The organism is Modestobacter sp. KNN46-3 (assembly GCF_011039295.1).
On record NZ_JAAKGN010000028.1, the window covers coordinates 13040 to 34592 of the forward strand.

Here is a 21553-nt window from a genome sequence, read left to right on the forward strand (position 1 = left end):
ATCCTGGCCGGGTGGACGACGTCGACCGGCTGCTCGAGCAGACCATCGACGCCCTGCTGGACCAGCGCCGTCCCGGCGCGTCCATCTGCCCGTCGGAGGCGGCCCGGGCGGTCGACCCCGACGGCTGGCGGGACCTGATGCCCGCCGCCCGCTCGGCGGCCGGACGGCTGGCCGCGGCCGGCACGGTCGAGGTCACCCAGTCCGGCGCGGTGGTCGACGTCGCCACCGCGCGCGGGGCCGGTGCGGGTCCGCCGGCCCTGCTGAAACGGGTGTCCCCACGGGTCGGTGCGTCGCTACCGTGCGATCTCCACCGGCGTACGGGAAGCGGGGCAGCGTGGCGGTCGACGGACAGGCGTACCGGTCCGAGCTGAGGCTGGAGTTCGACCCGCCGCCCACCGCGGCACCCCGGCCGGAGCTGGCCGACGTCGGCAAACTGGTGCGCCGCGGGGTGCGGGCAGTCGTCGGGGCGGCCCGCGCCGAGGACCGGACGACGCTGTCCGGCCTGCTGCTGGCCCATCTCGGTCCGGCGGGTGCCGAGCTCGACGTCGTCGAGGAGGCGTGGCCGGGCTACGAGCACGTGAACGTCCAGGCCGGGCTGGACACCTGGCTGGCCGGCGCGGACCGCGCCTGGCAGCTGGTCGGCGTCGTGGGCTTCCAGCACCGGCCGTTCGGGCTGGGGGAGCTGCTGTCGGCGGGGCCGGAGGCGCAGGACCCGTACGGGCCCCGGCCGGGGAACGCCTCGCGGGTCAACCGGGCGGCCGGGCCGGACGGGGAGTCCCGGCCGTGCGTGCGCTGCGGTGTCTACCTGGTGACCGAGGGGGCGGCCCGGACCGCGGTGCTGGTGCGCGGCCCGGAGCCTGAGTCAGGGCTGCCGAACACCACGGTGCAGGTGGTCAGCACCGACCCGGAGCTGGCTGCGCGGGCCGCGACGGAGATCCGCGCCGCGGCGATGGCGCAGAACGTGTTCCGCGGGCAGGTGCTGTCCTTCGGCGCCGAGGTGTTCGGCCACGGCCAGACGCTGCTGCAGTTCCACCGTCGGCCCACCCTCGCCGCCGACCAGCTGGTGCTCGCCGCGGACACGCTCGCGGAGGTGCAGCGCCAGGTCGTGGAGGTGGCGCGGCACAAGGAGCAGCTGCTCGCCGCCGGGCAGCACCTCAAGCGCGGCGTGTTGCTGTACGGGCCGCCCGGCGTCGGCAAGACGCACACGGTGCGGTACCTGACCAGCAGGCTGACCGGGACGACGGTCCTCCAGCTCACCGGCAACGCCCTGCACCTGATCGCCGAGGCCTGCTCGGTCGCCCGCGCGCTGGCGCCGGCGATGCTGGTCATCGAGGACGTCGACCTGATCGCCGAGGACCGCGGCATGCACCCCGGTCAGCACCCGCTGCTGTTCCAGCTGCTCAACGAGATGGACGGGCTGGCCGAGGACGCCGACGTCGTCTTCGTGCTGACCACCAACCGGGCCGACCTGCTCGAGCCGGCGCTGGCGGCGCGGCCGGGGCGGGTTGACCAGGCGGTGGAGCTGCGGCTGCCCGACGCCGAGGCCCGCCGGGCGCTGTTCGAGCTCTACCGGCGCGGACTGGAGGTGGACACCAGCGGGCTGGACGACGTCCTGGCCCGGACCGAGGGCGTGACCGCGTCGTTCCTCAAGGAGCTGCTGCGCCGGGCGGCGTTGCTGGCGGCCCAGCGGACCGGCAGCGGGCCGCTGAGCGTGTCCGCCGCCGACCTGTCCGGCGCGCTGGACGAGCTGCTCGACACCCGCAACGCGATGACCCGCACCCTCCTCGGCAGCGCCCCGGGCTGAGGTGCGCCGATCAGGCGCCGCGGCGCCGGGACCGGCGCACCAGCAGGGCGGTGAGGAGGACGAGGCCTGCGCCCGCGGCGACGAGCACGCCGGCCCAGGGCTGCGGCGCGGACCGCAGCTCTGTGCCGGCGGCGCCGGGCAGCGGGTCGACTGCGACGGCGGCGCCCTCCGCCGCGCTCAGCGCCCGGACCTCGGCGACCAGCTGCGGTGCGGCCGGCGCGGTGCCACCACAGAGGCCGGCGCGGTGGGGGCCGCCGTCCTGCCCGCCGGCGAAGACCAGGAACGGTCCGTCACCCGACAGCTCGATGCCACAACTGGCGCCCGAGGCGGCCGAGACGACGCCCTGCCGGGCGTGCGCCGCGGTCGGGGTCGCCAGGACCCAGCCGGTGACCACCATGGCCAGAGCGGCCACGAGCACCGCGATCGGTGTCGTCGTCCGTGCCATGGCCGAGAGCCTGCTCGGGCAGGATCTCGATCAGGTCTCGCCGACGGCCGGGCCGGACGTCAGTCCGCGTCCGTGACCGGGAGGGACCCGGCGGCGCGTTCCAGCAGCGGGGTCATCCGGTGGTCGACGAACCGGCGCAGCGCCAGGTTCGTGTCCGTGCGCTGGACGCCGGGGATCGCGAGCACCTGCTCGGTGATCCGCCACAGGTCGTCGGCGTCGACCGCGACCACCTGGACCAGCAGGTCGGCGACCCCGGAGAGCCCGATGACCTCCAGCACCTCGGGGATCGCGGCCAGCGCCTCCCCGACGTCGGCCAGGCTGCGCTGGACGACCTGCACGGTGACGTAGGCGCCCAGCCGGTAGCCCAGCGCCTCGGGCCGCACCCGGCGCTCGAAGGGGTCCAGGACGCCGTTGGACTCGAGCCGGGCCAGCCGCGCCTGCACCGTGTTGCGGGCCAGGCCCAGCTGCTGGGAGAGCGCGAGGACGGTGGCCCGGGGGTCCTCGGACAGGGCGAGCAGCAGCCGCGCGTCGGTGGCGTCCAGGGCGGGCACGTTGCTCAGTCTGACATGGGAGTGCGGTCCGGCAGTGCCCTTTCTGCGCAATGGCAGCAGAGGTGGTTGCGCAGATCGGCAGGCGAGTGATCTTCTGCACACGCGGTCCGGCGTGCCACCATGTGTGAGTGGCGCCACACTCCGGCGCCGCATGGACGTCCAGCGACGGGCGCTCCGGTGACCCCGGGCTCCGTCGAGGCGGCAAGGCCAGACGGCGAGGAGAGTGGCGTGACTGCGTTGCAGCAGAAGACCACCGAGGTGGTCGATCCCGTACCGGGCGCCGGAGCGCCACACCTGCCGGGCCAGCCGGACCTGGTCCAGCTGCTGACCCCCGAGGGCGAGCGGGTCGAGCACCCCGACTACGGCCTGGACATCTCGGACGAGGAGCTGCGCGCCCTCTACCGCGACCTCGCCCTGGTCCGCCGGTGGGACGTCGAGGCGACCGCCCTGCAGCGCCAGGGGGAGCTCGGCATCTGGGCCTCGCTGCTCGGTCAGGAGGCGGCCCAGGTGGGCGCCGGCCGGGCGCTCGCCGAGGGCGACATGGCCTTCCCGACCTACCGGGAGCACGGCGTCGCCTGGACCCGGGGCGTCGACCCGCTGCACGTGATGAGCCTGTTCCGCGGCGTCGACCAGGGCGGCTGGGACCCGGTCGCCCACAGCTTCAACCTCTACACCGTCGTCATCGGCGCGCAGACCCTGCACGCCACCGGCTACGCCATGGGCGTGCAGCGCGACGGCGCGGAGAGCGCGGTGCTGGCCTTCCTCGGCGACGGGGCGACCAGCCAGGGCGAGGTCAACGAGGCGATGATCTGGGCGTCGTCGTTCGCCGCCCCCGTCGTCTTCTTCTGCCAGAACAACCAGTACGCGATCAGCGCGCCGATCGAGCGGCAGTCCCGGGTCCCGCTGTACCAGCGCGCCGCCGGGTTCGGGTTCCCCGGGGTGCGGGTCGACGGCAACGACGTCCTCGCCGTCCTGGCCGTGACGCGTGCGGCCCTCGCCGCTGCCCGCGAGGGCTCCGGCCCCACCTTCATCGAGGCGTTCACCTACCGGATGGGCGCGCACACCACCTCCGACGACCCGACCCGCTACCGGCTGGCCAGCGAGCTGGAGGCGTGGAAGCTGCGCGACCCGATCGCCCGGCTCAAGGCGCACCTGTCCCGCGCCGGCATCGCCGACGCCGACTTCTTCACCGGGGTCGACGCCGAGGGCGACGAGCTCGCCGCCCGGATCCGGAAGGGCACGCTGGAGATGCCCGACCCGGCCGGGACGGAGATGTTCGACCACGTCTTCGCCGAGCAGACCCCGGAGCTGGCGCAGCAGCGCGAGGAGTTCGTGGCGTACCACGCCTCGTTCGAGGGGGAGCAGTGACCGAGACGCTGACCATCGGCAAGGCGCTCAACCTCGGCCTGCGAAAGGCCATGGAGGACGACGGCAAGGTCGTGCTCATGGGCGAGGACATCGGCAAGCTGGGCGGGGTCTTCCGGATCACCGACGGCCTGCAGAAGGACTTCGGCGAGGCCCGCGTCGTCGACACCCCGCTGGCCGAGGCCGGGATCCTCGGCACCGCGGTCGGGCTGGCGATGCGCGGCTACCGGCCGGTCTGTGAGATCCAGTTCGACGGGTTCGTCTACCCCGCCTACAACCAGATCGTCACCCAGGTCGCCAAGATCCACGCCCGCTCCCGGGGCAAGATGCCGATGCCGATCGTCATCCGCATCCCCTTCGGAGGCGGCATCGGCGCGGTCGAGCACCACAGCGAGAGCCCTGAGGCCTACTTCGCGCACACCGCCGGCCTGAAGGTGGTCGCCGTCAGCAGCCCGGCCGACGCCTACTGGGGCATCCAGCAGGCGATCGCCTCGCCCGACCCGGTCGTCTTCTTCGAGCCCAAGCGCCGGTACTGGGAGAAGGGCGAGGTCGACCCGGACGGCGCCCCTGACCCGCTGTTCGGCTCCCGGGTGGTCCGCGGCGGCGACGACGTCACGGTGCTCGCCTACGGGCCGATGGTGAAGACGGCGCTGCAGGCCGCCGACGCCGCCGCCGAGGAGGGCCGCTCGCTGGAGGTCGTCGACCTGCGCACCCTCTCCCCGCTGGACCTCGGGCCGGTCTACGAGTCGGTGCGCCGCACCGGTCACTGCGTGGTCGTGCACGAGGCGCCGGTGACCCTCGGCCTGGGCGCTGAGATCGCCGCCCGGGTCACCGAGAACTGCTTCCACTCGCTGGAGGCGCCGGTGCTGCGGGTGGGCGGGTACGACACCCCCTACCCGCCGTCGAAGCTGGAAGAGGACTACCTCCCCGACCTCGACCGCGTGCTCGACGCCGTCGACCGAGCGATGGGGTTCTGATGGCCGAGCTGCGCCAGTTCAAGCTGCCGGACGTCGGGGAGGGGCTGACCGAGGGCGAGATCCTGTCCTGGCTGGTCGCCGTGGGCGACACGGTCGCCGTCAACCAGCCGCTGTGCGAGGTGGAGACGGCGAAGGCCGCGGTCGAGCTGCCCAGCCCGTTCTCCGGCACGGTGACCGAGCTGCTGTACGACGCCGGGACGACGGTCGACGTCGGCGCACCGATCATCACCATCGACGTCGGTGGTGGCGCAGCCCCGGCCGCGGACGCACCGGCGGCCGAGGGCACCGGCTCCGGGTTGATCGGGGAGACGAACGCCAACGGCCGGACGGCGGTGCTGGTCGGCTACGGCCCGCGCAGCACCGAGGCCAAGCGCCGTCCCCGCCGGGGGCAGCCGGTCGAGGCCGCAGCCGCCCGCGCCACGGCGCCGCAGGTGCTCCCCGAGGCCGACTACGGCTCGGGCAGCGACCGGCCGCCGCTGCTGGCCACCGCACCGGACGCCACGGTGAAGCCGGTCCGGCACGGTGGGCTGGAGGCCGCCCGGGCGGCCGAGGCGGCGGCGGCCCGCCGTCCCGCCGAGCCCACCGCGTCGGCGCCGTCGGCGACCGCCGGCCGCGGTGCGCTGCGCCCGCTGGCCAAGCCGCCGGTGCGCAAGTACGCCAAGGAGCTGGGCGTCGACCTCACCACGGTCCGCGGCAGCGGCGCCGGCGGCGTCATCACCCGCGCCGACGTCGACGCGGCCGTCGCGGGCCCGTCGTCGCCGGAGGCCGCGGCCGCCCTGTCGCGGGAGGCTGCGGCCGGCGACACCCGGATCCCGATCAAGGGGGTTCGGAAGCACACCGCCGCCGCGATGGTGGCCAGCGCGTTCACCGCCCCGCACGTCACCGAGTTCCTCACCGTCGACATCACGCGCACGATGAAGCTGCGTGAGCGCCTGGCCGCCCGGCCGGAGCTGGCCGGGGTGAAGGTCAGCCCGCTGCTGTTCGTGGCCAAGGCGCTGTTGTTGGCGGCGAAGCGGCACCCGATGGTCAACAGCTCCTGGGACGAGGCGGCCCAGGAGATCGTCGTCCACGGCGCGGTGAACCTGGGCATCGCCGCCGCCACGCCGCGGGGCCTGATCGTGCCGAACGTCAAGGACGCCGGCCGGCTGTCGCTGGCCGAGCTGGCCGGTGCGCTCAGCGAGCTCACCGAGACCGCCCGGGCCGGCAGGACGCAGCCCACGGACATGACCGGCGGCACGATCACGATCACCAACGTGGGTGTCTTCGGCGTCGACACCGGCACGCCGATCCTGAACCCCGGCGAGTCGGCGATCCTGGCCTTCGGCGCGGTCCGGGAGATGCCGTGGGTGCACAAGGGCAAGGTCGTGCCCCGGCAGGTCACCCAGCTGGCGCTCTCCTTCGACCACCGCATCGTCGACGGCGAGCTGGGCTCCCGCTTCCTGGCCGACGTGGGGGCGCTGCTGCACGACCCCGGCACCGCACTTACGTTCTGACCGTGCGCACCCAGCTCGGTCCCCTGCTGTCCTTCGCCGCCGCCTCCCGGGTCCCCGAGGGTTTCGGTTACCTCGGTGACGACGGGCAGGTGCTCGCCGACAAGCCGGTGGAGACCTGGATCAGCGCCCGGATGACGCACGTCTTCGGCCTCGGCGCGCTCGTCGGCGAGCCGGGCGCCGAGGAGCTCGCCGCCCACGGCGTGGCCGCGCTGCGCGAGGGCACGCTGCACGACGCCGAGCACGGCGGCTGGCGCTCGGCGGTGGGTGCCGGTGCCGACGACGACACCAAGGCCGCCTACGTGCACGCCTTCGTGGTGCTCGCCGGCTCGACCGCCACCGTGGCCGGCATCGCGGGTGGCCGTGCGCTGCTGGAGGAGGCGCTGGAGGTCTGGGAGCAGCGGTTCTGGGACGACGACGAGGGCCTGGCGGTCGAGTCGTTCGACCGCACCTGGGCCACCAGCGAGGCCTACCGCGGCGCGAACGCCAACATGCACGGGGTCGAGTCGACCCTGGCGGCGGCCGACGCGCTGGCCCCCACCGACCCCGGTACGGCGGCCCGGCTGCGCACCCGCGCGCTGCGGGCGACGGAGCGGATCGTGCACCAGTGGACCCGGGAGCGGGACTGGCGGCTGCCCGAGCACTTCACGCCGTCCTGGGAGCCGTTGCCGGAGTTCAACCGGGACCGGCCGGCCGACCCGTTCCGCCCGTACGGGGTCACCGTCGGGCACCAGTTCGAGTGGGCCCGGCTGTGCCTGCACCTGGCTGCGGCGCTGGGCGAGGACGCGCCCGGCTGGCTGCACACCGACGCCGACGGACTGTTCCTGGCCGCCGCCGAGCGGGGCTGGGCGGCCGACGGGCACGAGGGCTTCCCGTACACGCTGGACTGGGACGACCGCCCGGTGGTCGCCGCCCGGATGCACTGGGTGGTCACCGAGGCGATCGCAGCCGCGGCCGTCCGCCACGCCGTGCTCGGCGATCCGCAGTCTCTGGCGCTGCAGCAGCGCTGGGAGGAGCTGGGTGACCGGCTGTTCCTGGACCCCGCGGTGGGCAGCTGGCACCACGAGCTCACCCCGGAGGGCGCGGTGGGCAGCGGCACCTGGGCGGGGAAGCCGGACGCGTACCACCTGGCGCAGATGCTGCTGCTGCCCGGACGCCCGGTGCGGGGCAGCGTCGCCGCCGCCGTCCTCGCGTCGCGCTGATCCCGGGCGGGATCCCGCTACGGTGCACCAAGATCACGGCGCCGTCCGGCGTCGGGTGGCCGTCGAGGAGGAGCTGGACCATGAGCGGAGCAGGGAGCGGCCGCACCGCTCGGCACGAGCAGCTGCGGGAGCCGCTGGGGATGCCGACCCTGCTCCGCTGGCGCCGCATCGGCCTCGCGGCGGGCACGGTGGCGGTGCTCGCCGTCCTCGGCTTCCTGGCCGTCGCGGTGGTGCAGGACGGCGTCGGCGGCCTGCCGGGCGCGCTCGTCCTGGTGGCCGCCCTCGTCTGTGCGCTCGCTGCGCTGAGCTTCCTGCGGCGTGCCTGGGCCGATCCCGAGGTCGCCGACGACCCGCAGGTCGTCCGGGCCGGGCGCTGGGCGGGCATCGCCTCGACCTCCTGGCTCCTCGCGATCGTGCCCGGTCTCGCGGTCCGGGTCCTGCCCGAGTCGTTCGAATGGCTCCGCTGGCTGGTGCTGGCCCTGGGCGCCTTCGCCGTGCTCGCCTTCGCGGGGATGCTCGTGCTCACGGCCCGCTGGCGCCCCGCACGCTGAGGGTGCGACCGCTCTGACGGGTTCGTCGAGGCGATTGCGGATCTTGTTTGTCGGTCGCGCACGTCCGGGTAGGGGGCGACTGGACGTACGAGACCCCTGAGCGAAGGAGGCTCCCCATGGCGAACGTGGAGAAGTCGATCGACGTGGACGTGCCGATCCGGCAGGTCTACGACCAGTGGACCCAGTTCGAGACGTTCCCGGAGTTCATGAACGGGGTCGAGCGGATCACCCAGCTCGACGAGCGGCGCACCCACTGGGTGACCAAGATCGGCGGGGTCGAGCGCGAGTTCGACGCCGAGATCACCGAGCAGCACCCCGACGAGCGGGTGGCCTGGAAGAGCACCGACGGCGACACCCCGCACGCCGGCGTCGTCACCTTCCACAAGATCAGTGACACCACGACCCGGGTGATGGTCCAGCTGGACTGGGAGCCCCAGGGCGTCGTGGAGAAGGTCGGCGCCGCGGTCGGTGTCGACGACCGGCAGATCACCGCCGACGTGAAGAAGTTCAAGGAGTTCATCGAGAGCCGTGGCACCGAGACCGGTGCCTGGCGCGGGGACGTGCCGCGCGAGGGCTGACCCCCCGGCGACCTGACGACGGCGCCCGCCCCCTGCCGGGGACGGGCGCCGTCGTCGTCTCAGGCCCCTCGGAGGGGGCCGCGAGGTCCTACTCCGCGTCGAGGTCGCTGGCGACCATGTCGGCGATCCGGTCGAGCACCGCCTCGTCCGCACTGTCGACGACGACCTCGGTGCCCTGCTTGGCGCCGAGCGTCATGATCATCAACGGCGAGCCGGCGTCGATCGGGTTCCCCCCGGGAGTGGCCAGCGTGACCGGCACCCCGGACTTCGAGACGGCCTCGGCGATGAGGGCGGCCGGACGGGCGTGCAGGCCGACGGCGGAGCCGACGGTCACGGTCTTGGAGGGCATCGGTGCCTTCTTTCTGGTCGGCGTGCTGGTGGTCAGTGTGCCGGACGGCCGGCGGGAGCTCCTGGCCCGGCAGTGGCCGGGCGAGGGTCGTCGGCCAGGTCGGTGGTCAGGTCGGCGTCCTCGGCCGGGACGGCGGGCTTCCGGCCGATGCTCTTGGCCAGGGTCACCGCGATGCCGCCGACGGCCGCACCGATGAGCACGGCCAGGATGAACAGGACGGCGTTGCTCATCGCGAAGAACACGAACACGCCACCGTGCGGGGCGCGGAGCTCCAGCCCCAGCCCGGCGACGATCGCCCCGGTGGTCGCTCCGCCGAGCATCATCGAGGGGATGACCCGCAGCGGGTCGGCAGCGGCGAACGGGATGGCGCCCTCGGAGATGAACGAGGCGCCCAGCAGCCAGGCGGCCTTGCCGTTGTCGCGTTCGGCCGGGGTGTAGAGCCTGGGCCGGAGGAGGGTGCTGGACAGCGCCATCGCCAGCGGCGGCACCATGCCGGCCGCCATCACGGTGGCCATGATCACCAGCGGACCGCTGGTGGCGGCGGCGGTGAGGCCGGTGGTGGCGAAGACGTAGGCCGCCTTGTTGACCGGACCGCCCAGGTCGAAGCACATCATCAGCCCCAGGATGACCCCGAGCAGGACCGCCGAGGTGCCGGTCAGCCCGTTGAGGAAGTCGCCGAGGCCCTCGAGTGCGGCGGCCAGCGGGCGGCCCAGCAGGACCACCATGATGCCGCTGGAGATCAGCGTGGCGAGCAGCGGGATGATCACGACGGGCTGCAGGCCGCGGGCGAAGGCCGGCAGCTTCCAGCGGCTGATCCACAGCGCCGCGAAGCCGGCGATGATGCCGCCCACCAGGCCGCCGAGGAAGCCGGCGCCGACGGTCAGCGAGACCGCGCCGACGACGAAGCCGGGGACGATGCCCGGCCGGTCGGCGATGGCGTAGGCGATGTACCCGGCCAGCGCGGGGACCAGGAAGCCGAACGCAGCCTGGCCGAGCACGGTGCACAGCGCGCCCAGGTAGCCGAGCAGGCCACCACGGAGATAGTCGACCCCTGGGTCGCCGGGCAGATCGGTGAAGTCGTTGTTCAGCGCCCAGTTCAGCGCGTAGCTCTGCGCGCCGTCCGTGGTCGGGTCGGCGTTGACGATCGGGTAACCAGCGAAGAGGAAGCCCAGCGCGATGAGCAGGCCGCCTGCGGCGACGAACGGGATCATGTAGCTCACGCCGGTGAGCAGCCAGCGGCGGATCTCCGACCCGGTGCTGGGCCGGTCACCGCTCACCGCGGGCGCCGCCCCCGCCCCGGCCGTGCCGGGCACCCGGCGGCCGTTCGGGTCGTCGGCGACGGCCAGCGCCTCCCGGATCATCACCTCGGGCTCGTTCATCGCCCGCTTCGTGCCGGACTGCACCAGCGGCTTGCCGGCGAAGCGGTCCCGGTCCTTGACCCCGACGTCGACGGCGAAGATGACGGCGGCGGCCTGGCTGATCACCGACGGGTCCAGCGGGGTCGAGCCCGAGGAGCCCTGGGTCTCCACGTGCAGCTCGACGCCCATCTCCTTGGCCGCGGCGGTGAGCTTGTCGGCGGCCATGTAGGTGTGCGCGATCCCGGTGGGGCAGGCGCTGACCGCGACGATGCTGCGGCCGGCCGTCGTCGGGGTGGGCTCGGCTGCCGGGGTGGGGGCCGTCGCGCCGGCGGCGGTGGCACCGCCGGTGGTCTGCGGGGCCGCGGCGGCCGGTGCCTCCGGCGGGGAGACGACGTCCTGCACCAGCGTGACGATCTCCTCGGCGGAGCCGGCGGCGCGCAGCGAGGCGACGAACTCCGGGCGCACGAGCGCCCGGGCCAGGGCGGTGAGCAGGGTGAGGTGGTCGGCGTCGCCGTGCTCGGGGGCGGCGATGAGGAAGGCGAGGTCAGCCGGGCCGTCGGGTGCACCGAAGTCGACCTTCGGGTCGAGCCGGGCGAAGGCGAGCGACGCCTGGGTCACCGCGGCGGAGCGGCAGTGCGGGATGGCGATGCCACCGGGCAGGCCGGTGGCGGCCTTCGCCTCCCGGGCCATCGCGTCGGCGTGCAGGTCGTCGGCTCCGGTGGCCCGGCCGCTGGCGGCGACCAGGCCGGCCAGCCGGCGGACGACGGCGTCCTTGTCGTGACCGAGGTCGGCGTCGAGCGCCACCAACTCGGTCGTGATGAGTGCGGACATGGTGGTTCCCCCGGGGTTCTTCAGCGGGCGCCGGTGGCCGGGACGGCCTCGGCGGGAGTCGGGTGGCCGGGCAGACCGGCGGTGACGGTGACCCCGGCGGGGTCCACCTGTGCGGGCGTCGGCACGGCGGAGCCGGGCAGCGCAGCGCTGGCCGCGCCGTAGGCCACCGCCGACCGCAACCGGTCGGCCGGCGCGGCACCGGCGAGGTCGGCCAGCAGGTACCCGGCGAGGCTGCAGTCGCCGGCGCCGACCGTGCTGCGGACGGTGACCCGCGGCGGGCGGGCCGACCAGACCTCACCGTCGGCGGTGGAGAGGACCGCGCCGTCGGCACCGAGGGTCAGCAGCACCTCGGCCACGCCCCGCTGGTGCAGGGTGGCGACCGCGGCCAGTGCCGCCTCGGGGTCGCCGGTCACGACCTCCTCGGGCACGCCGGCCAGCTGGGCCAGCTCCTCGGTGTTGGGCTTGAGCAGGTCGGGAGCCGACTCCGGGCCGGCGGCCAGCAGCGCCAGCAGGGGCGCCTCGGAGGTGTCGACGGCGATGCGGGCTCCGGTGCTGCGGAGCGCGCGGACGAGCGTGGCGTACCAGTCGCGCGGCGCCCCCGGGGGGAGCGATCCGGACAGCACGACCCAGCTGGCGGTGGCGGCGTGCCCCAGCAGGGCGTGCTGCAGCGCTGCGAGCGCCGGCTCGTCCAGCCGGGCGCCGGGCTCGTTGAGCTTGCTCGTCGTCCCGTCGGGCTCGGTGAGCGTGTAGTTGGTGCGCACCGGGGTGTCGATGGGCACGCTGGCCAGGTGCAGGCCGAGCGCGTGCAGGGCGCGGACGATCGGGTCGTCGTCGGCGGCCGGGAGCACCGAGACGACCTCGGCCCCTGCCGCCGCCACGGCCCGGGAGACGTTGACGCCCTTGCCGCCGGGCTCGGTGTGGCTGCCGCCCAGCCGGGTCACCGCGCCGCGGTCCAGCGGGCCGGGCAGGTCCAGCGTCCGGTCCAGGCTCGGGTTGGCGGTCAGCGTGACCACCCGCCCGCCCGGTGCGGAGTCCGTCCTCATGCGACGAGCACCTCGATCCCCTGTTGCTCGAGCTCGGCGACGACGGCCGGGTCGGCCTCCTCGTCGGTGACCAGGACGTCGACGTCCTCGATGGCCGCGAAGCGCACCAGGTGCTCGCGGCCGAGCTTGCTGCTGTCGCCGAGCACGACGACCCGCTGCCCGGCTCGCGCCATGGCCCGCTTGACCGCCGCCTCGGCTTCGTCGGGCGTGGTGAAGCCGAAGCCCGCGCTGATCCCGTTGGTGCCCAGGAAGACGACGTCGGCCCGGAGGTCGGTGAGCGCTGTGAGGGTGGACTCCCCGACGGCGGACTGGGTGATCCCGCGGACCCGCCCGCCGAGCACGTGCAGGGTGATGCCCGGGGAGCCGGAGAGCCGGGCGGCGATCGGCACCGAGTTGGTGGCGGTCACCAGCGGCCGGTCGCCGGGGAGCAGTTCGGCCAGCGCCGCGGTCGAGCTGCCGCCGTCCAGGATCAGGCTGCCGTTGGCAGGCGGCAGGAGGGTGAGCGCCGCGGTGGCGATGCGGCGCTTGGCCTCGATGCGCGTGCCGCGCCGCTCCCCGAGCGCGGGCTCCACCACGGTCAGCGTCCCGACGGGGACGGCACCGCCGTGCACCCGGCGCAGCATCCCGGCACGCTCGAGCACGGCGAGGTCGCGGCGGACGGTCTCGGTGGTCACCCCGAAGTGCTCGGCGACGGCGGTGACGGCGACCCGGCCGCGCTGGGTGACCAGGCCGGCGAGCGCCTGCTGGCGTTCTTCCGCGTACATGCTCACCCCCGGGCCCTGCTGTACTGACACGACGGGCCGATGCCCGGACATGTGGGTATCGTCCTGCTTTCATGTTGTTCTACGTGGGATCAGTTGACAAGTCAAGGGTTGCTGGTGACCCTGGTCACCGGATGCACCATTGTCGTTGCGCCGCCCCCAGTCATCTACGACGGAGCTCGTCCGACCGGACACCCGCCCGGCCCGAGCAGACAGTGAGGCCCCCGATGTCCAGCACGCCGACCGGGACCCGGATCTCCCCGGACGCCCTGACCGGAGCGACCGTCTTCACCGGGACCCCGGTGGTCCCAGGTGTGGCCGCCGGCCCGGTGGTGCGCCCGGTCGGGACCATCGAGCTGCCGCCGGCGGAGGGGCCGGTCGTCCCGGAGCAGCAGCGCGCGGCCGAGAAGGAACGGTTCACCTCGGCCGCCGACGCGGTGGCCGCGCGGCTGGCCGGCCGGGCTGCGGCGGCGACCGGCGTGAGCGCCGAGGTGCTGAACACCACGGCGCAGCTGGCCCGGGACCGTGGGCTGCTGTCGGCCGTGGAGCAGCGCATCGGCGACGGCGCCTCGGCGGAGGCCGCCACGGTGGGCGCCGCGGCGCAGTTCGTCGACCTCTTCGTCAGCCTCGGCGGGGTGATGGCCGAGCGGGCCACCGACGTCCGCGACGTCCGCGACCGGATCGTCGCCGAGCTCACCGGCCAGGGCGAGCCGGGGGTGCCGGCGCCGGAGACGCCGTCGGTGCTGCTCGCCGACGACCTCGCGCCGGCCGACACCGCCGGCCTGGACCCGTCCCGGATCATCGCGCTGGCCACCCGGCTGGGTGGGGCCACGAGCCACACCGCGATCATCGCCCGGCAGCTCGGGCTGCCCTGCGTGGTGGGCGTCGGCGGGCTCTCCGACGTCCCCGAGGGCGCGATGGTGCTGGTCGACGGCGAGCAGGGCACCGTCACCGTCGACCCCGACCCGGAGGAGGCCCGCACCCGGGTGGCCGCCGCGCAGGAGGCCGCTGCGGCGCTCGCCGGGTACCGCGGGCCGGGTACGACCCGCGACGGACACCCCGTCCAGGTGCTGGCCAACGTGCAGGACGGCGCCGGGGCGCGGGCCGCGGCGGCGGCGCACGCCGAGGGGGTCGGCCTGCTCCGCACCGAGCTCGCCTTCTTCGGCCGCACCGAGGAGCCGTCGATCGAGGAGCAGGCGGAGATCTACGCGGGCGTCTTCGCGGCCTTCCCCGAGGGCAAGGTCGTGCTCCGCACGCTGGACGCCGGCTCGGACAAGCCGCTGCCGTTCGCCACGCCGCCGAACGAGGCCAACCCGGCCCTCGGCGTCCGTGGGCTGCGCACCGCCCGCCGTGACCCCGGCTTGCTCACCCACCAGCTGGACGCGGTCGCCCAGGCGGCGAGCCGTACCGGTGCCGAGCCCTGGGTGATGGCCCCGATGGTGGCCACCGTGGCCGAGGCCGCGGAGTTCGCCGCCCAGGTGCGGGAGCGGGGCATGGTGCCGGGCGTCATGGTGGAGGTGCCCTCGGTCGCCGTGCTCGCCGACCGGTTCCTGGAACACCTGGACTTCCTGTCGATCGGCACCAACGACCTGTCGCAGTACACGCTCGCCGCCGACCGGCTCTCTGCCGACCTGGCCGACCTGACCGACCCGTGGCAGCCGGCGTTGCTGGCGCTGGTGCAGGCGACGGCGGCTGCCGGTCAGCGGGCGGGGAAGCCGGTGGGGGTCTGCGGCGAGGCGGCTGCCGACCCGATGCTCGCCTGCGTGCTGGTGGGCATGGGGATCAGCTCGCTGTCCTGCGCCGCCTCGTCGGTGGCCGGGGTGGGTGCGCGGCTGGCGACGGTGGACCTGGCCACCTGTCAGCGCGCTGCGGAGGCGGCACTCGCCGCAGCCGACCCCGCCTCCGCCCGCGCCGCCGTGCGTGAGGTGCTGCTCGCCGCCGACTGAGGTCCCCCGTGCTCGCCGGCCCGTGACGGGCCCGTGCAGAGGGGGAGAGCGCCCGCGCCCCGTCGGTCGAAGGTGACCGACGGGGCGCTGACGTCTCCAGGCATCGTCCTTCACCCTGCAGAGGTGACCGACTGCACTCCGTAGGTGCTGGACAAGTGGCGCGAAGATGACGGATCTATGGCCGCCACCCCCTTCGGGTGAAGATTCCATCGGAAGCTTTAGCGACACGGCCTTAGATCCGTTGGAATACCAGCCGCTACGCCTGATTTAATACACACGTAACACCCACTCAGGACCACCGAAAGAAGGCAGTGACATGAGCAGCGTGACCTCCAGCTGGCGTCAGCGTCGGCAGGCGTCGCGTACGCGGCGGGCAGTGGATGCCGCCGTCGCCCGCACCAGCAGCCCCGCGATGCGCGACGAGCTGCTGACCCTGGCCAACAGCAGCCAGTTCAACAACGTCCTGCGCTGAACACCCCCCGCTCTCGACGAAGAGGGCGGACGCAGGCACGCACCGTGACCCCGACTCCCCCTGGGAGCCGGGGTCCTCTGCTGTGTGGGGATGCTCTTGCGCACTTGTGCGTGCTCTCTCGGTCGTGCGCGACCCCGAGAGCGCGCGCAGCTGCGCAAGAGCCGCGCCGGCCCGCCTAGTCGCGGAGGCGGGACCGCAGGGCGGCCTGCTCCTCGGCGCCGAAGCCGTGCTGCTCCAGCCAGCCGACCGGGCCACCCCAGCGCTCGTCGAGCACCTCCAGCACCCGGCGCATCGATTCCGCCCGCGGGGTGTGGCTGGCGACGTCGCGCCGGGTCATGTCCTCGGCGTAGGTGGGGCTGCTGGCCAGCTTGGCGACGAGCGCGTCGATGATCTCGGCGGTCTGCGCGTAGTCGGCGATGATCGCCTCCGGCGTCACCCCGGCCACCGCGAGCGCCAGCGCGCAGACCACGCCGGTTCGGTCCTTGCCGGCGGCGCAGTGCACCACTGCAGCGCCGGGGCCGCCGGCGGCCAGTGACCGGACCGCGGCAAGCACGTTCTCCGTGCCGTCGGACAGGTACCCGAGGTAGGAGCGGACGGCGGGCGGCTCCCCCTCGTCCCCGGGCGCGACCTGGCGGGGGAGGAGCGACTCCGCCCAGTCGGCCGGCAGCTGCGCCCGGATCTCCTCGTCGCTCTCCTCGGCGGCGAAGACGTCGGTGCGCATCCCCCGCTCGGGCAGCAGGGTGAAGTGCCGGTGGGTGACCGTGTCCACGTCGCGCAGCGGGCTGCGCCCCTCGAGCAGGATCTCGGCGGTGGTGCGCAGGTCGACGACCTCGGTCAGCCCCACCTCCTCGACGAGCGCGGCGACGTCAGCTGCGCTGAGGGTCTGCAGGTTGTCGCTGCGCAGGATCCGACCGAACTGCGTCGTCCCGCCGTCGGTGGTGGGCAGCCCGCCCAGGTCACGGGTGTTCGTCGTCCCGTCCAGGTGCAGCCAGCGGTCGGTGCGGGTGGAGGTCACGCCCCCGACCGTACGACGTCAGCCGAGCGCCAGCAGCTCCCGGCACACCGCGAGCAGTCGCTGCCGCAGCCCCGCGCCGCGGTCGGCGAAGGCGCGCTGGGCGGCGCCGTACTCGGCCTTGCCCTCCGGCGTCTCCACGGCGACGGGTGCGTACCCGTGGCTCGTGAGGTCGTAGGGGGAGGCGCGCATGTCCAGCTCGCGGACGTCGGCGGCCAGCGCGAAGCAGTCGGCCAGCAGCTCACCGGGCACCGCCGGGCCGAGCTTGTACGCCCACTTGTAGAGGTCCATCGTGGCGTGCAGGCAGCCGGGCTGCTCCAGCTGCTGCTGGGTGTCCCGGGTGGGCCGGAGCGTGTTGCGCGGCTCGGCGGCGCGGGTGAAGAACCGGAACGCGTCGATGTGGCTGCACTGCACCCGGTGGGACTCGACGACGGCGTCGGTGCCGGCCTGCCCCAGCCGCAGCGGCAGCTGCTCGTGCCGCACCTCGCCCTCGCCGGGGCGGTAGAGCATCGCCCACTCGTGCATCCCGAAGCAGCCGAACTGGCCCGGCCTGCTGGCCGTCCCGGCCAGCAGGCCCTCCACCCAGCCGACCGACGCCCGCCGCTTGGCCAGGAACGCCGGGACGTCGAGCCCGACCCCGCGCACCGGCTCCCCCGCGGCGTCCCGGGCGTCGACCTCCGCGTAGAACGGCCAGCCCAGGCGCTCGGTGGCGGCCTCGCCGGTGAGCACGACCCCGACCCCGGGGTGCCACCGGCGCAGCCGGGCCGGCGTCTCGGAGTAGTAGGTGAAGAGGAAGTCCAGCACCGGGTGGGCGACCCCGGTGCGACGCCGCTCCTGGTACGGGGTCAGCCAGGTGTCCATCCGCTGCCGGTGGGCTCCGGCCCGGGCCGTCCACCTCGGCTCGGGCAGCACCGTCGGCGCGGGGGCGAGCACGGGGAGCACCGGCCCAGGGTAGGCGCGCACCCACACCCATGACACGTGTCACCGCCCGTCCGTGCACCGGCGGGCAGAAGTCGTGCGCCCAGGCACCTGTGCCGGCCGCGGAGTGGCAGCAACGTGGGGGATGCGTCCGACAGACCGGCCCGACGGCGGCCGGCGGCGCATCGAGGAGGTCGACCGTGCGCCCCAGCGCCCCACCAGTGTCCGCGCCCGTCGAGGCCGCTCCCGCGATCGAGGTGCGGGACCTGCGGCGCAGCTACGGCGACTTCGAGGCGGTGCGGGGCATCTCCTTCGAGGTCCGGCCGGGGGAGGTCTTCGCCCTGCTCGGCGTCAACGGGGCCGGCAAGACCTCGGCGCTGGAGGTGCTCGAGGGGCTGGCGCCGGCCGGCGGCGGCACCGTGCGGGTGCTCGGCGCCGACCCGGTGCGCGAGCGGGCCCGGGTGCGGCCACACCTGGGCGTGCTGCTGCAGGCCAGCGGCCTGCCCGGCGACCTCACCGTGGCCGAGACCCTGCAGGCCTGGGCCGGCACGCTCACCGACCCACGGCCGGTGCCCGAGGCGCTGGCGCAGGTGCAGCTGGCCCACCGGGCCGACGTCCGGGTGCGCAGCCTCTCCGGCGGCGAGCGTCGGCGGCTGGGCCTCGCGCTGGCCCTGCTCGGCCGGCCGCGGGTCGTCGTGCTGGACGAGCCGACCACCGGCCTGGACCCGGAGAGCAGGCGACAGGTCTGGGGGCTGGTCCGCGATCTGGTCGCCGACGGGGCTGCCGTGGTGCTCACCACCCACCACCTGGAGGAGGCCGAGGAGCTGGCCGACCGGGTGGCGGTGCTGCGGGACGGGCAGATCGTGCTCTCCGGCACGCAGGAGGAGATCGCCGAGACCCAGCCGGCCACCCTCCGCTTCACCCTCGACGAGGACGCGCCCGAGCTGCCGCGGCCGGCGGGCGTGCAGGTGGTCTCGCAGCGGCCACGGGTCGAGTGGCACACCCGCGCGCTCCAGCCGGTGCTGGCCGAGCTGCTCGCCTGGGCGGCGGAGCACCACGTCGTCCTCAGGGCGCTGGAGGCCCGGTCCGCCTCGCTGGAGCAGGCCTTCCTCGCCGTGGCCGCCGAGGCCCGCACCCCGTCCGCGTGACCCACCCAGCCGAGAGGACCCCTGCCATGACCACCACCCACGCCCCTGCCCCACCCACCGCGACGGCCCCGAGCCGGCTGCGTCGCGTCGCCGCCCTGGCCGGTGGCGAGCTGCGGCTGTTCCTGCGCAACCGGACCGCCGTCGTCAACTCGGGCCTGCTGCCGTTGCTCCTGGTGGCCGCTGTCCCGGCGCTCGGCATCGACGGCGACCTCCCACTGGGGCCTCGGCTGCTGGTCGCCGCCGTCGGCGTGACCCTGGTCTTCGTCACCTACTACAACCTGGTGATCACCTACGTCGCCCGGCGCGAGGAGCTGGTGCTGCAGCGCATGCGCACCGGGGAGCTGACCGGGCTGGAGGTGCTCGTCGGCACCGCCGTCCGCACCCTGCTGGTCACGCTCGGCCAGGTCGCGCTGGTCGCCGTGGGCGTGGTGGTGCTGGGGGAGTGGAGCGCGCCGGTCGAGTTCCTGCTCCCCGTGATCGCGCTGCTCGGCGGTGCGCTGCTGATGACCGTGCTCGCGGCGGCGAGCACGAGCTTCACCCGTTCGGCCGAGAGCGCCCAGGTCACCACCCTGCCGCTGGTCGTCGTCACCTCGGCGCTGTCCGGTCTGATCACCCCGCTCAGCGTCTTCCCCGAGCCGGTCGCCCTGGTGGCCCGGCTGATGCCGGTCACCCCCGTGGTCGAACTGCTGCAGCTCGGGCTGGCCGGCGTCACCTGGGACGGCGACCGCGTGGACGCCGCGGGCGCCTGGGCGGCCGCGCCGCTGCCGCTGGCCGTGCTGGCCGGCTGGCTGCTGATCGGGACGGTGGCCGCCACCCGGGGGTTCCGGTGGGCGCCGCGCCGGTGAGCAGTGGGCCGGTGAGCGCTGCGCGGATCGGCCGGTACGGCAGCATCACCGCCGTGCCGACCGTCTCGCGCTGGTGGAGCAGCCGGACGGCGCCCCAGCGGATCGACCTGTACACGCGCTGGTCCTTCTACGGGTGGATCGGCGGCGGGCTGCCGCTGTTCACCTTCGGCGTCCTGGGCTCGGTGACCGAGGTGGTCTCCCGGGCCGCGGTCGTCGCCTTCCTCGTCGGCACTTCGGTCACCACCGTCCTCGCGGTCGTGCTGGCCGCACGCGGACTGGAGGCACACCGGGTCGGTCGGGGAGTCTCGCCGATCCTCGTCGTGGCTGCCTTCGCGGCCGCCCTGGCCACCGGGGCGGCCGGGCTCTGGGCGTCCGCGGGAGACGGGGAGTACACCGAGGGGGCGCCGTGGGCGCTGGCGCTGCCCCTCGGCATGGTGCTCACCGCCTGCTCGACGGTCTGGGCCACTCGCCGGCTGGTACCCCCGGCCGCGGTGATCGGGGTGCTGGGCGGCGGGGTCGCCGCCTTCGTCGAGGGGGCGCCGCGGGGTCCGTCGGCCGCACTGGCCGCCCTCCTCGGCGTCACTGTCTGCGCCGTCGTCCTGGCCTGGCGGTTCTCGGTCTGGGTGCTCGACGTGGTGCTGGAGATGGACCGCACCCGCGGCGTGCAGTTGCAGCTGGCGGTGGCCGAGGAGCGGCTGCGGTTCGCCCGCGACCTGCACGACGTCATGGGCCGGAACCTCTCCGCGATCGCGGTGAAGAGCCAGCTGGCCGGGGAGTTGGTCCGCCGCTCCCGGCCGGAGGCGGCCGCGGAGGTGGCCGACATCAGCCGGATCGCCGAGGAGTCGCTGAAGGAGGTCCGGGAGGTGGTCCGTGGCTACCGCCGGACCGACCTCACCGGCGAGCTCGCCGGAGCCCGCTCCGTGCTGCGCGCGGCCGGCGTGGGCTGCACGGTGCAGGGTGAGGACGGCGCCGGCACCCTGCCCGAGCCCGTGCAGGCCGCGCTGGGCTGGGTGGTGCTGGAGGCGGTCACCAACGTGCTGCGGCACAGCGAGGCCGCCGAGTGCACGATCACGCTGGAGCGAGGGAGTGGAGAGGTGCGGCTGACCGTGAGCAACGACGGCGTCTCCGCCGAGCCGGGTGAGGGCAACGGCCTGACCGGGCTGCGGGAGCGACTGGCCGGTGCCGGCGGGACCCTGCACGCCGGCCGGGACGGCGACCGGTTCACCGTCACCGCCACGCTGCCCACCGGGGGCGCGGCATGATCCGGGTGCTGCTCGCCGACGACGAGAACCTGGTCCGCTCCGCCTTCGCCGCGCTGCTGGGCCTGGAGGACGACCTCGAGGTGGTCGCCCAGGCGTCGTCGGGGGCGGAGGCCCTGGCGATGGCCCGGGCGCACGCCCCGGACGTCGCCGTCCTGGACCTGCAGATGCCCGACCGGGACGGGATCAGCGTGGCCGGCGAGCTCAGCACGCTGCTGCCCGGCTGCGGGCTGGTCATCGTCACCGGGCACGGGCGGCCGGGCCACCTCAAGCGTGCCCTGGAGGCCGGGGTCCGGGGGTTCCTCCCCAAGACGGTCAGCGCCGCCGTGCTCAGCGACGTCGTGCGCACGGTGCACCGGGGCGGGCGCTACGTCGACCCGGAGCTGGCCGCCGAGGCGATCAGCGCCGGGGACAGCCCGCTGACGCCGCGCGAGGCCGACGTCCTGGAGCTGGCCGCCGGAGGTGCCCCCGTGGAGGAGATCGCCGCGCGGGCGCACCTGTCGCCGGGGACGGTCCGCAACCACCTGTCCGCGGCGTCGGCCAAGTTGGGTGCGCCGAACCGGCACGCCGCGGTGGACACGGCGCGCCGGCACGGCTGGATCTGACCCCGGCGCCGCCCCACCGCCCGCGAGCTCGAGCAGCGCCACC

22 protein-coding genes are annotated in these 21553 nt (G+C 74.7%); 14 read left to right on the top strand and 8 right to left on the bottom strand.

Annotated elements, in window-relative coordinates:
• Window positions 1-11 precede the first annotated feature (11 nt).
• Window positions 12-371, top strand: a complete 360-nt coding sequence (locus G5C62_RS08845; RefSeq protein WP_164700701.1) for a DUF3253 domain-containing protein — start codon at window positions 12-14, stop codon at window positions 369-371.
• Window positions 335-1804, top strand: a complete 1470-nt coding sequence (locus G5C62_RS08850; RefSeq protein ID WP_164700702.1) for an ATP-binding protein — start codon at window positions 335-337, stop codon at window positions 1802-1804. The genes G5C62_RS08845 and G5C62_RS08850 overlap by 37 nt, the downstream gene beginning before the upstream one ends.
• A gap of 10 nt (window positions 1805-1814) precedes the next feature.
• Here G5C62_RS08850 and G5C62_RS08855 read toward each other — a convergent pair whose 3' ends face one another.
• Complete coding sequence (locus G5C62_RS08855) at window positions 1815-2249, bottom strand: hypothetical protein (protein ID WP_164700703.1); 435 nt, start codon at window positions 2247-2249, stop codon at window positions 1815-1817.
• 59 nt (window positions 2250-2308) lie between these two features.
• A complete protein-coding gene (locus G5C62_RS08860; RefSeq protein ID WP_206330539.1) occupies window positions 2309-2800 on the bottom strand; it encodes an Lrp/AsnC family transcriptional regulator in 492 nt (163 codons plus the stop codon).
• A gap of 258 nt (window positions 2801-3058) precedes the next feature.
• Here G5C62_RS08860 and pdhA point away from each other — a divergent pair, with 258 nt between their 5' ends.
• The 6 genes from pdhA (at window position 3059) to G5C62_RS08890 (ending at window position 8963) form a co-directional block, all read left to right on the top strand.
• On the top strand, window positions 3059-4168 hold the full coding sequence (gene pdhA, locus G5C62_RS08865; protein ID WP_331437128.1) for a pyruvate dehydrogenase (acetyl-transferring) E1 component subunit alpha: 1110 nt from the start codon (window positions 3059-3061) through the stop codon (window positions 4166-4168).
• Entirely contained in the window at window positions 4165-5142 is a 978-nt protein-coding gene (locus G5C62_RS08870; RefSeq protein ID WP_164700704.1) for an alpha-ketoacid dehydrogenase subunit beta, read from the top strand. Before pdhA ends, G5C62_RS08870 begins: the two co-directional genes overlap by 4 nt.
• Complete coding sequence (locus tag G5C62_RS08875; RefSeq protein WP_164700705.1) at window positions 5142-6635, top strand: dihydrolipoamide acetyltransferase family protein; 1494 nt, start codon at window positions 5142-5144, stop codon at window positions 6633-6635. Before G5C62_RS08870 ends, G5C62_RS08875 begins: the two co-directional genes overlap by 1 nt.
• A gap of 2 nt (window positions 6636-6637) precedes the next feature.
• Window positions 6638-7834 carry an AGE family epimerase/isomerase gene (locus tag G5C62_RS08880; RefSeq protein ID WP_164700706.1) on the top strand — a complete coding sequence of 399 codons (1197 nt, stop codon included), beginning with the start codon at window positions 6638-6640 and terminating at the stop codon, window positions 7832-7834.
• 80 nt (window positions 7835-7914) lie between these two features.
• Window positions 7915-8385: a hypothetical protein gene (locus G5C62_RS08885; RefSeq protein ID WP_036336299.1), complete on the top strand. Its 471-nt coding sequence runs from the start codon at window positions 7915-7917 to the stop codon at window positions 8383-8385.
• A gap of 116 nt (window positions 8386-8501) precedes the next feature.
• Window positions 8502-8963: an SRPBCC family protein gene (locus G5C62_RS08890; protein ID WP_036336300.1), complete on the top strand. Its 462-nt coding sequence runs from the start codon at window positions 8502-8504 to the stop codon at window positions 8961-8963.
• Between the two features lie 88 nt (window positions 8964-9051).
• Here G5C62_RS08890 and G5C62_RS08895 read toward each other — a convergent pair whose 3' ends face one another.
• Genes G5C62_RS08895 through G5C62_RS08910 form a run of 4 tightly spaced genes read right to left on the bottom strand, consistent with a single transcriptional unit; the run spans window position 9052 to window position 13308 of the window.
• Entirely contained in the window at window positions 9052-9312 is a 261-nt protein-coding gene (locus tag G5C62_RS08895; protein WP_036336301.1) for an HPr family phosphocarrier protein, read from the bottom strand.
• Between the two features lie 32 nt (window positions 9313-9344).
• Complete coding sequence (locus G5C62_RS08900) at window positions 9345-11501, bottom strand: fructose-specific PTS transporter subunit EIIC (RefSeq protein WP_164700707.1); 2157 nt, start codon at window positions 11499-11501, stop codon at window positions 9345-9347.
• A 20-nt stretch (window positions 11502-11521) separates the two neighbouring features.
• Window positions 11522-12544 carry a 1-phosphofructokinase family hexose kinase gene (locus G5C62_RS08905; RefSeq protein ID WP_164700708.1) on the bottom strand — a complete coding sequence of 341 codons (1023 nt, stop codon included), beginning with the start codon at window positions 12542-12544 and terminating at the stop codon, window positions 11522-11524.
• Window positions 12541-13308, bottom strand: a complete 768-nt coding sequence (locus tag G5C62_RS08910) for a DeoR/GlpR family DNA-binding transcription regulator (protein WP_164700717.1) — start codon at window positions 13306-13308, stop codon at window positions 12541-12543. Before G5C62_RS08910 ends, G5C62_RS08905 begins: the two co-directional genes overlap by 4 nt.
• A 224-nt stretch (window positions 13309-13532) precedes the next feature.
• On the opposite strand from G5C62_RS08910, the gene G5C62_RS08915 reads away from it, so the two are divergent.
• Together G5C62_RS08915 and G5C62_RS08920 are read left to right on the top strand one after the other, a co-directional pair.
• On the top strand, window positions 13533-15251 hold the full coding sequence (locus G5C62_RS08915; RefSeq protein ID WP_164700709.1) for a phosphoenolpyruvate--protein phosphotransferase: 1719 nt from the start codon (window positions 13533-13535) through the stop codon (window positions 15249-15251).
• A 316-nt stretch (window positions 15252-15567) separates the two neighbouring features.
• Window positions 15568-15723 carry a hypothetical protein gene (locus tag G5C62_RS08920; RefSeq protein WP_156119173.1) on the top strand — a complete coding sequence of 52 codons (156 nt, stop codon included), beginning with the start codon at window positions 15568-15570 and terminating at the stop codon, window positions 15721-15723.
• A gap of 175 nt (window positions 15724-15898) precedes the next feature.
• Here G5C62_RS08920 and G5C62_RS08925 read toward each other — a convergent pair whose 3' ends face one another.
• Together G5C62_RS08925 and G5C62_RS08930 are read right to left on the bottom strand one after the other, a co-directional pair.
• A complete protein-coding gene (locus G5C62_RS08925) occupies window positions 15899-16738 on the bottom strand; it encodes a tyrosine-protein phosphatase (RefSeq protein WP_164700710.1) in 840 nt (279 codons plus the stop codon).
• Window positions 16739-16756: 18 nt separating this feature from the next.
• The gene (locus G5C62_RS08930; protein WP_241175793.1) at window positions 16757-17677 is read right to left on the bottom strand and encodes a 3-methyladenine DNA glycosylase; all 921 of its coding nucleotides are present in this window, start codon (window positions 17675-17677) and stop codon (window positions 16757-16759) included.
• A 197-nt stretch (window positions 17678-17874) separates the two neighbouring features.
• Here G5C62_RS08930 and G5C62_RS08935 point away from each other — a divergent pair, with 197 nt between their 5' ends.
• From G5C62_RS08935 to G5C62_RS08950, 4 genes are read left to right on the top strand one after another with little or no spacing between them, the layout of a single operon-like run.
• Entirely contained in the window at window positions 17875-18801 is a 927-nt protein-coding gene (locus tag G5C62_RS08935; RefSeq protein WP_241175794.1) for an ABC transporter ATP-binding protein, read from the top strand.
• A 26-nt stretch (window positions 18802-18827) separates the two neighbouring features.
• A complete protein-coding gene (locus G5C62_RS08940) occupies window positions 18828-19646 on the top strand; it encodes an ABC transporter permease (protein ID WP_164700712.1) in 819 nt (272 codons plus the stop codon).
• Window positions 19647-19657: 11 nt separating this feature from the next.
• Entirely contained in the window at window positions 19658-20908 is a 1251-nt protein-coding gene (locus G5C62_RS08945) for a sensor histidine kinase (protein ID WP_164700713.1), read from the top strand.
• Window positions 20905-21510 carry a response regulator transcription factor gene (locus G5C62_RS08950; protein WP_036336310.1) on the top strand — a complete coding sequence of 202 codons (606 nt, stop codon included), beginning with the start codon at window positions 20905-20907 and terminating at the stop codon, window positions 21508-21510. The genes G5C62_RS08945 and G5C62_RS08950 overlap by 4 nt, the downstream gene beginning before the upstream one ends.
• Window positions 21511-21553: the final 43 nt, after the last annotated feature.

Excerpts from the sequence above, each read along its gene's own strand:
- G5C62_RS08915 (WP_164700709.1), top strand. The coding sequence starts at position 13,533 with ATGTCCAGCACGCCGACCGGGACCCGGATCTCCCCGGACGCCCTGACC.
- G5C62_RS08875 (WP_164700705.1), top strand. The coding sequence starts at position 5,142 with ATGGCCGAGCTGCGCCAGTTCAAGCTGCCGGACGTCGGGGAGGGGCTG.
- G5C62_RS08910 (WP_164700717.1), bottom strand. The coding sequence starts at position 13,308 with ATGTACGCGGAAGAACGCCAGCAGGCGCTCGCCGGCCTGGTCACCCAG.
- G5C62_RS08920 (WP_156119173.1), top strand. The coding sequence starts at position 15,568 with ATGAGCAGCGTGACCTCCAGCTGGCGTCAGCGTCGGCAGGCGTCGCGT.
- G5C62_RS08950 (WP_036336310.1), top strand. The coding sequence starts at position 20,905 with ATGATCCGGGTGCTGCTCGCCGACGACGAGAACCTGGTCCGCTCCGCC.
- G5C62_RS08855 (WP_164700703.1), bottom strand. The coding sequence starts at position 2,249 with ATGGCACGGACGACGACACCGATCGCGGTGCTCGTGGCCGCTCTGGCC.
- G5C62_RS08885 (WP_036336299.1), top strand. The coding sequence starts at position 7,915 with ATGAGCGGAGCAGGGAGCGGCCGCACCGCTCGGCACGAGCAGCTGCGG.
- G5C62_RS08900 (WP_164700707.1), bottom strand. The coding sequence starts at position 11,501 with ATGTCCGCACTCATCACGACCGAGTTGGTGGCGCTCGACGCCGACCTC.
- G5C62_RS08895 (WP_036336301.1), bottom strand. The coding sequence starts at position 9,312 with ATGCCCTCCAAGACCGTGACCGTCGGCTCCGCCGTCGGCCTGCACGCC.
- G5C62_RS08905 (WP_164700708.1), bottom strand. The coding sequence starts at position 12,544 with ATGAGGACGGACTCCGCACCGGGCGGGCGGGTGGTCACGCTGACCGCC.
- G5C62_RS08890 (WP_036336300.1), top strand. The coding sequence starts at position 8,502 with ATGGCGAACGTGGAGAAGTCGATCGACGTGGACGTGCCGATCCGGCAG.
- G5C62_RS08940 (WP_164700712.1), top strand. The coding sequence starts at position 18,828 with ATGACCACCACCCACGCCCCTGCCCCACCCACCGCGACGGCCCCGAGC.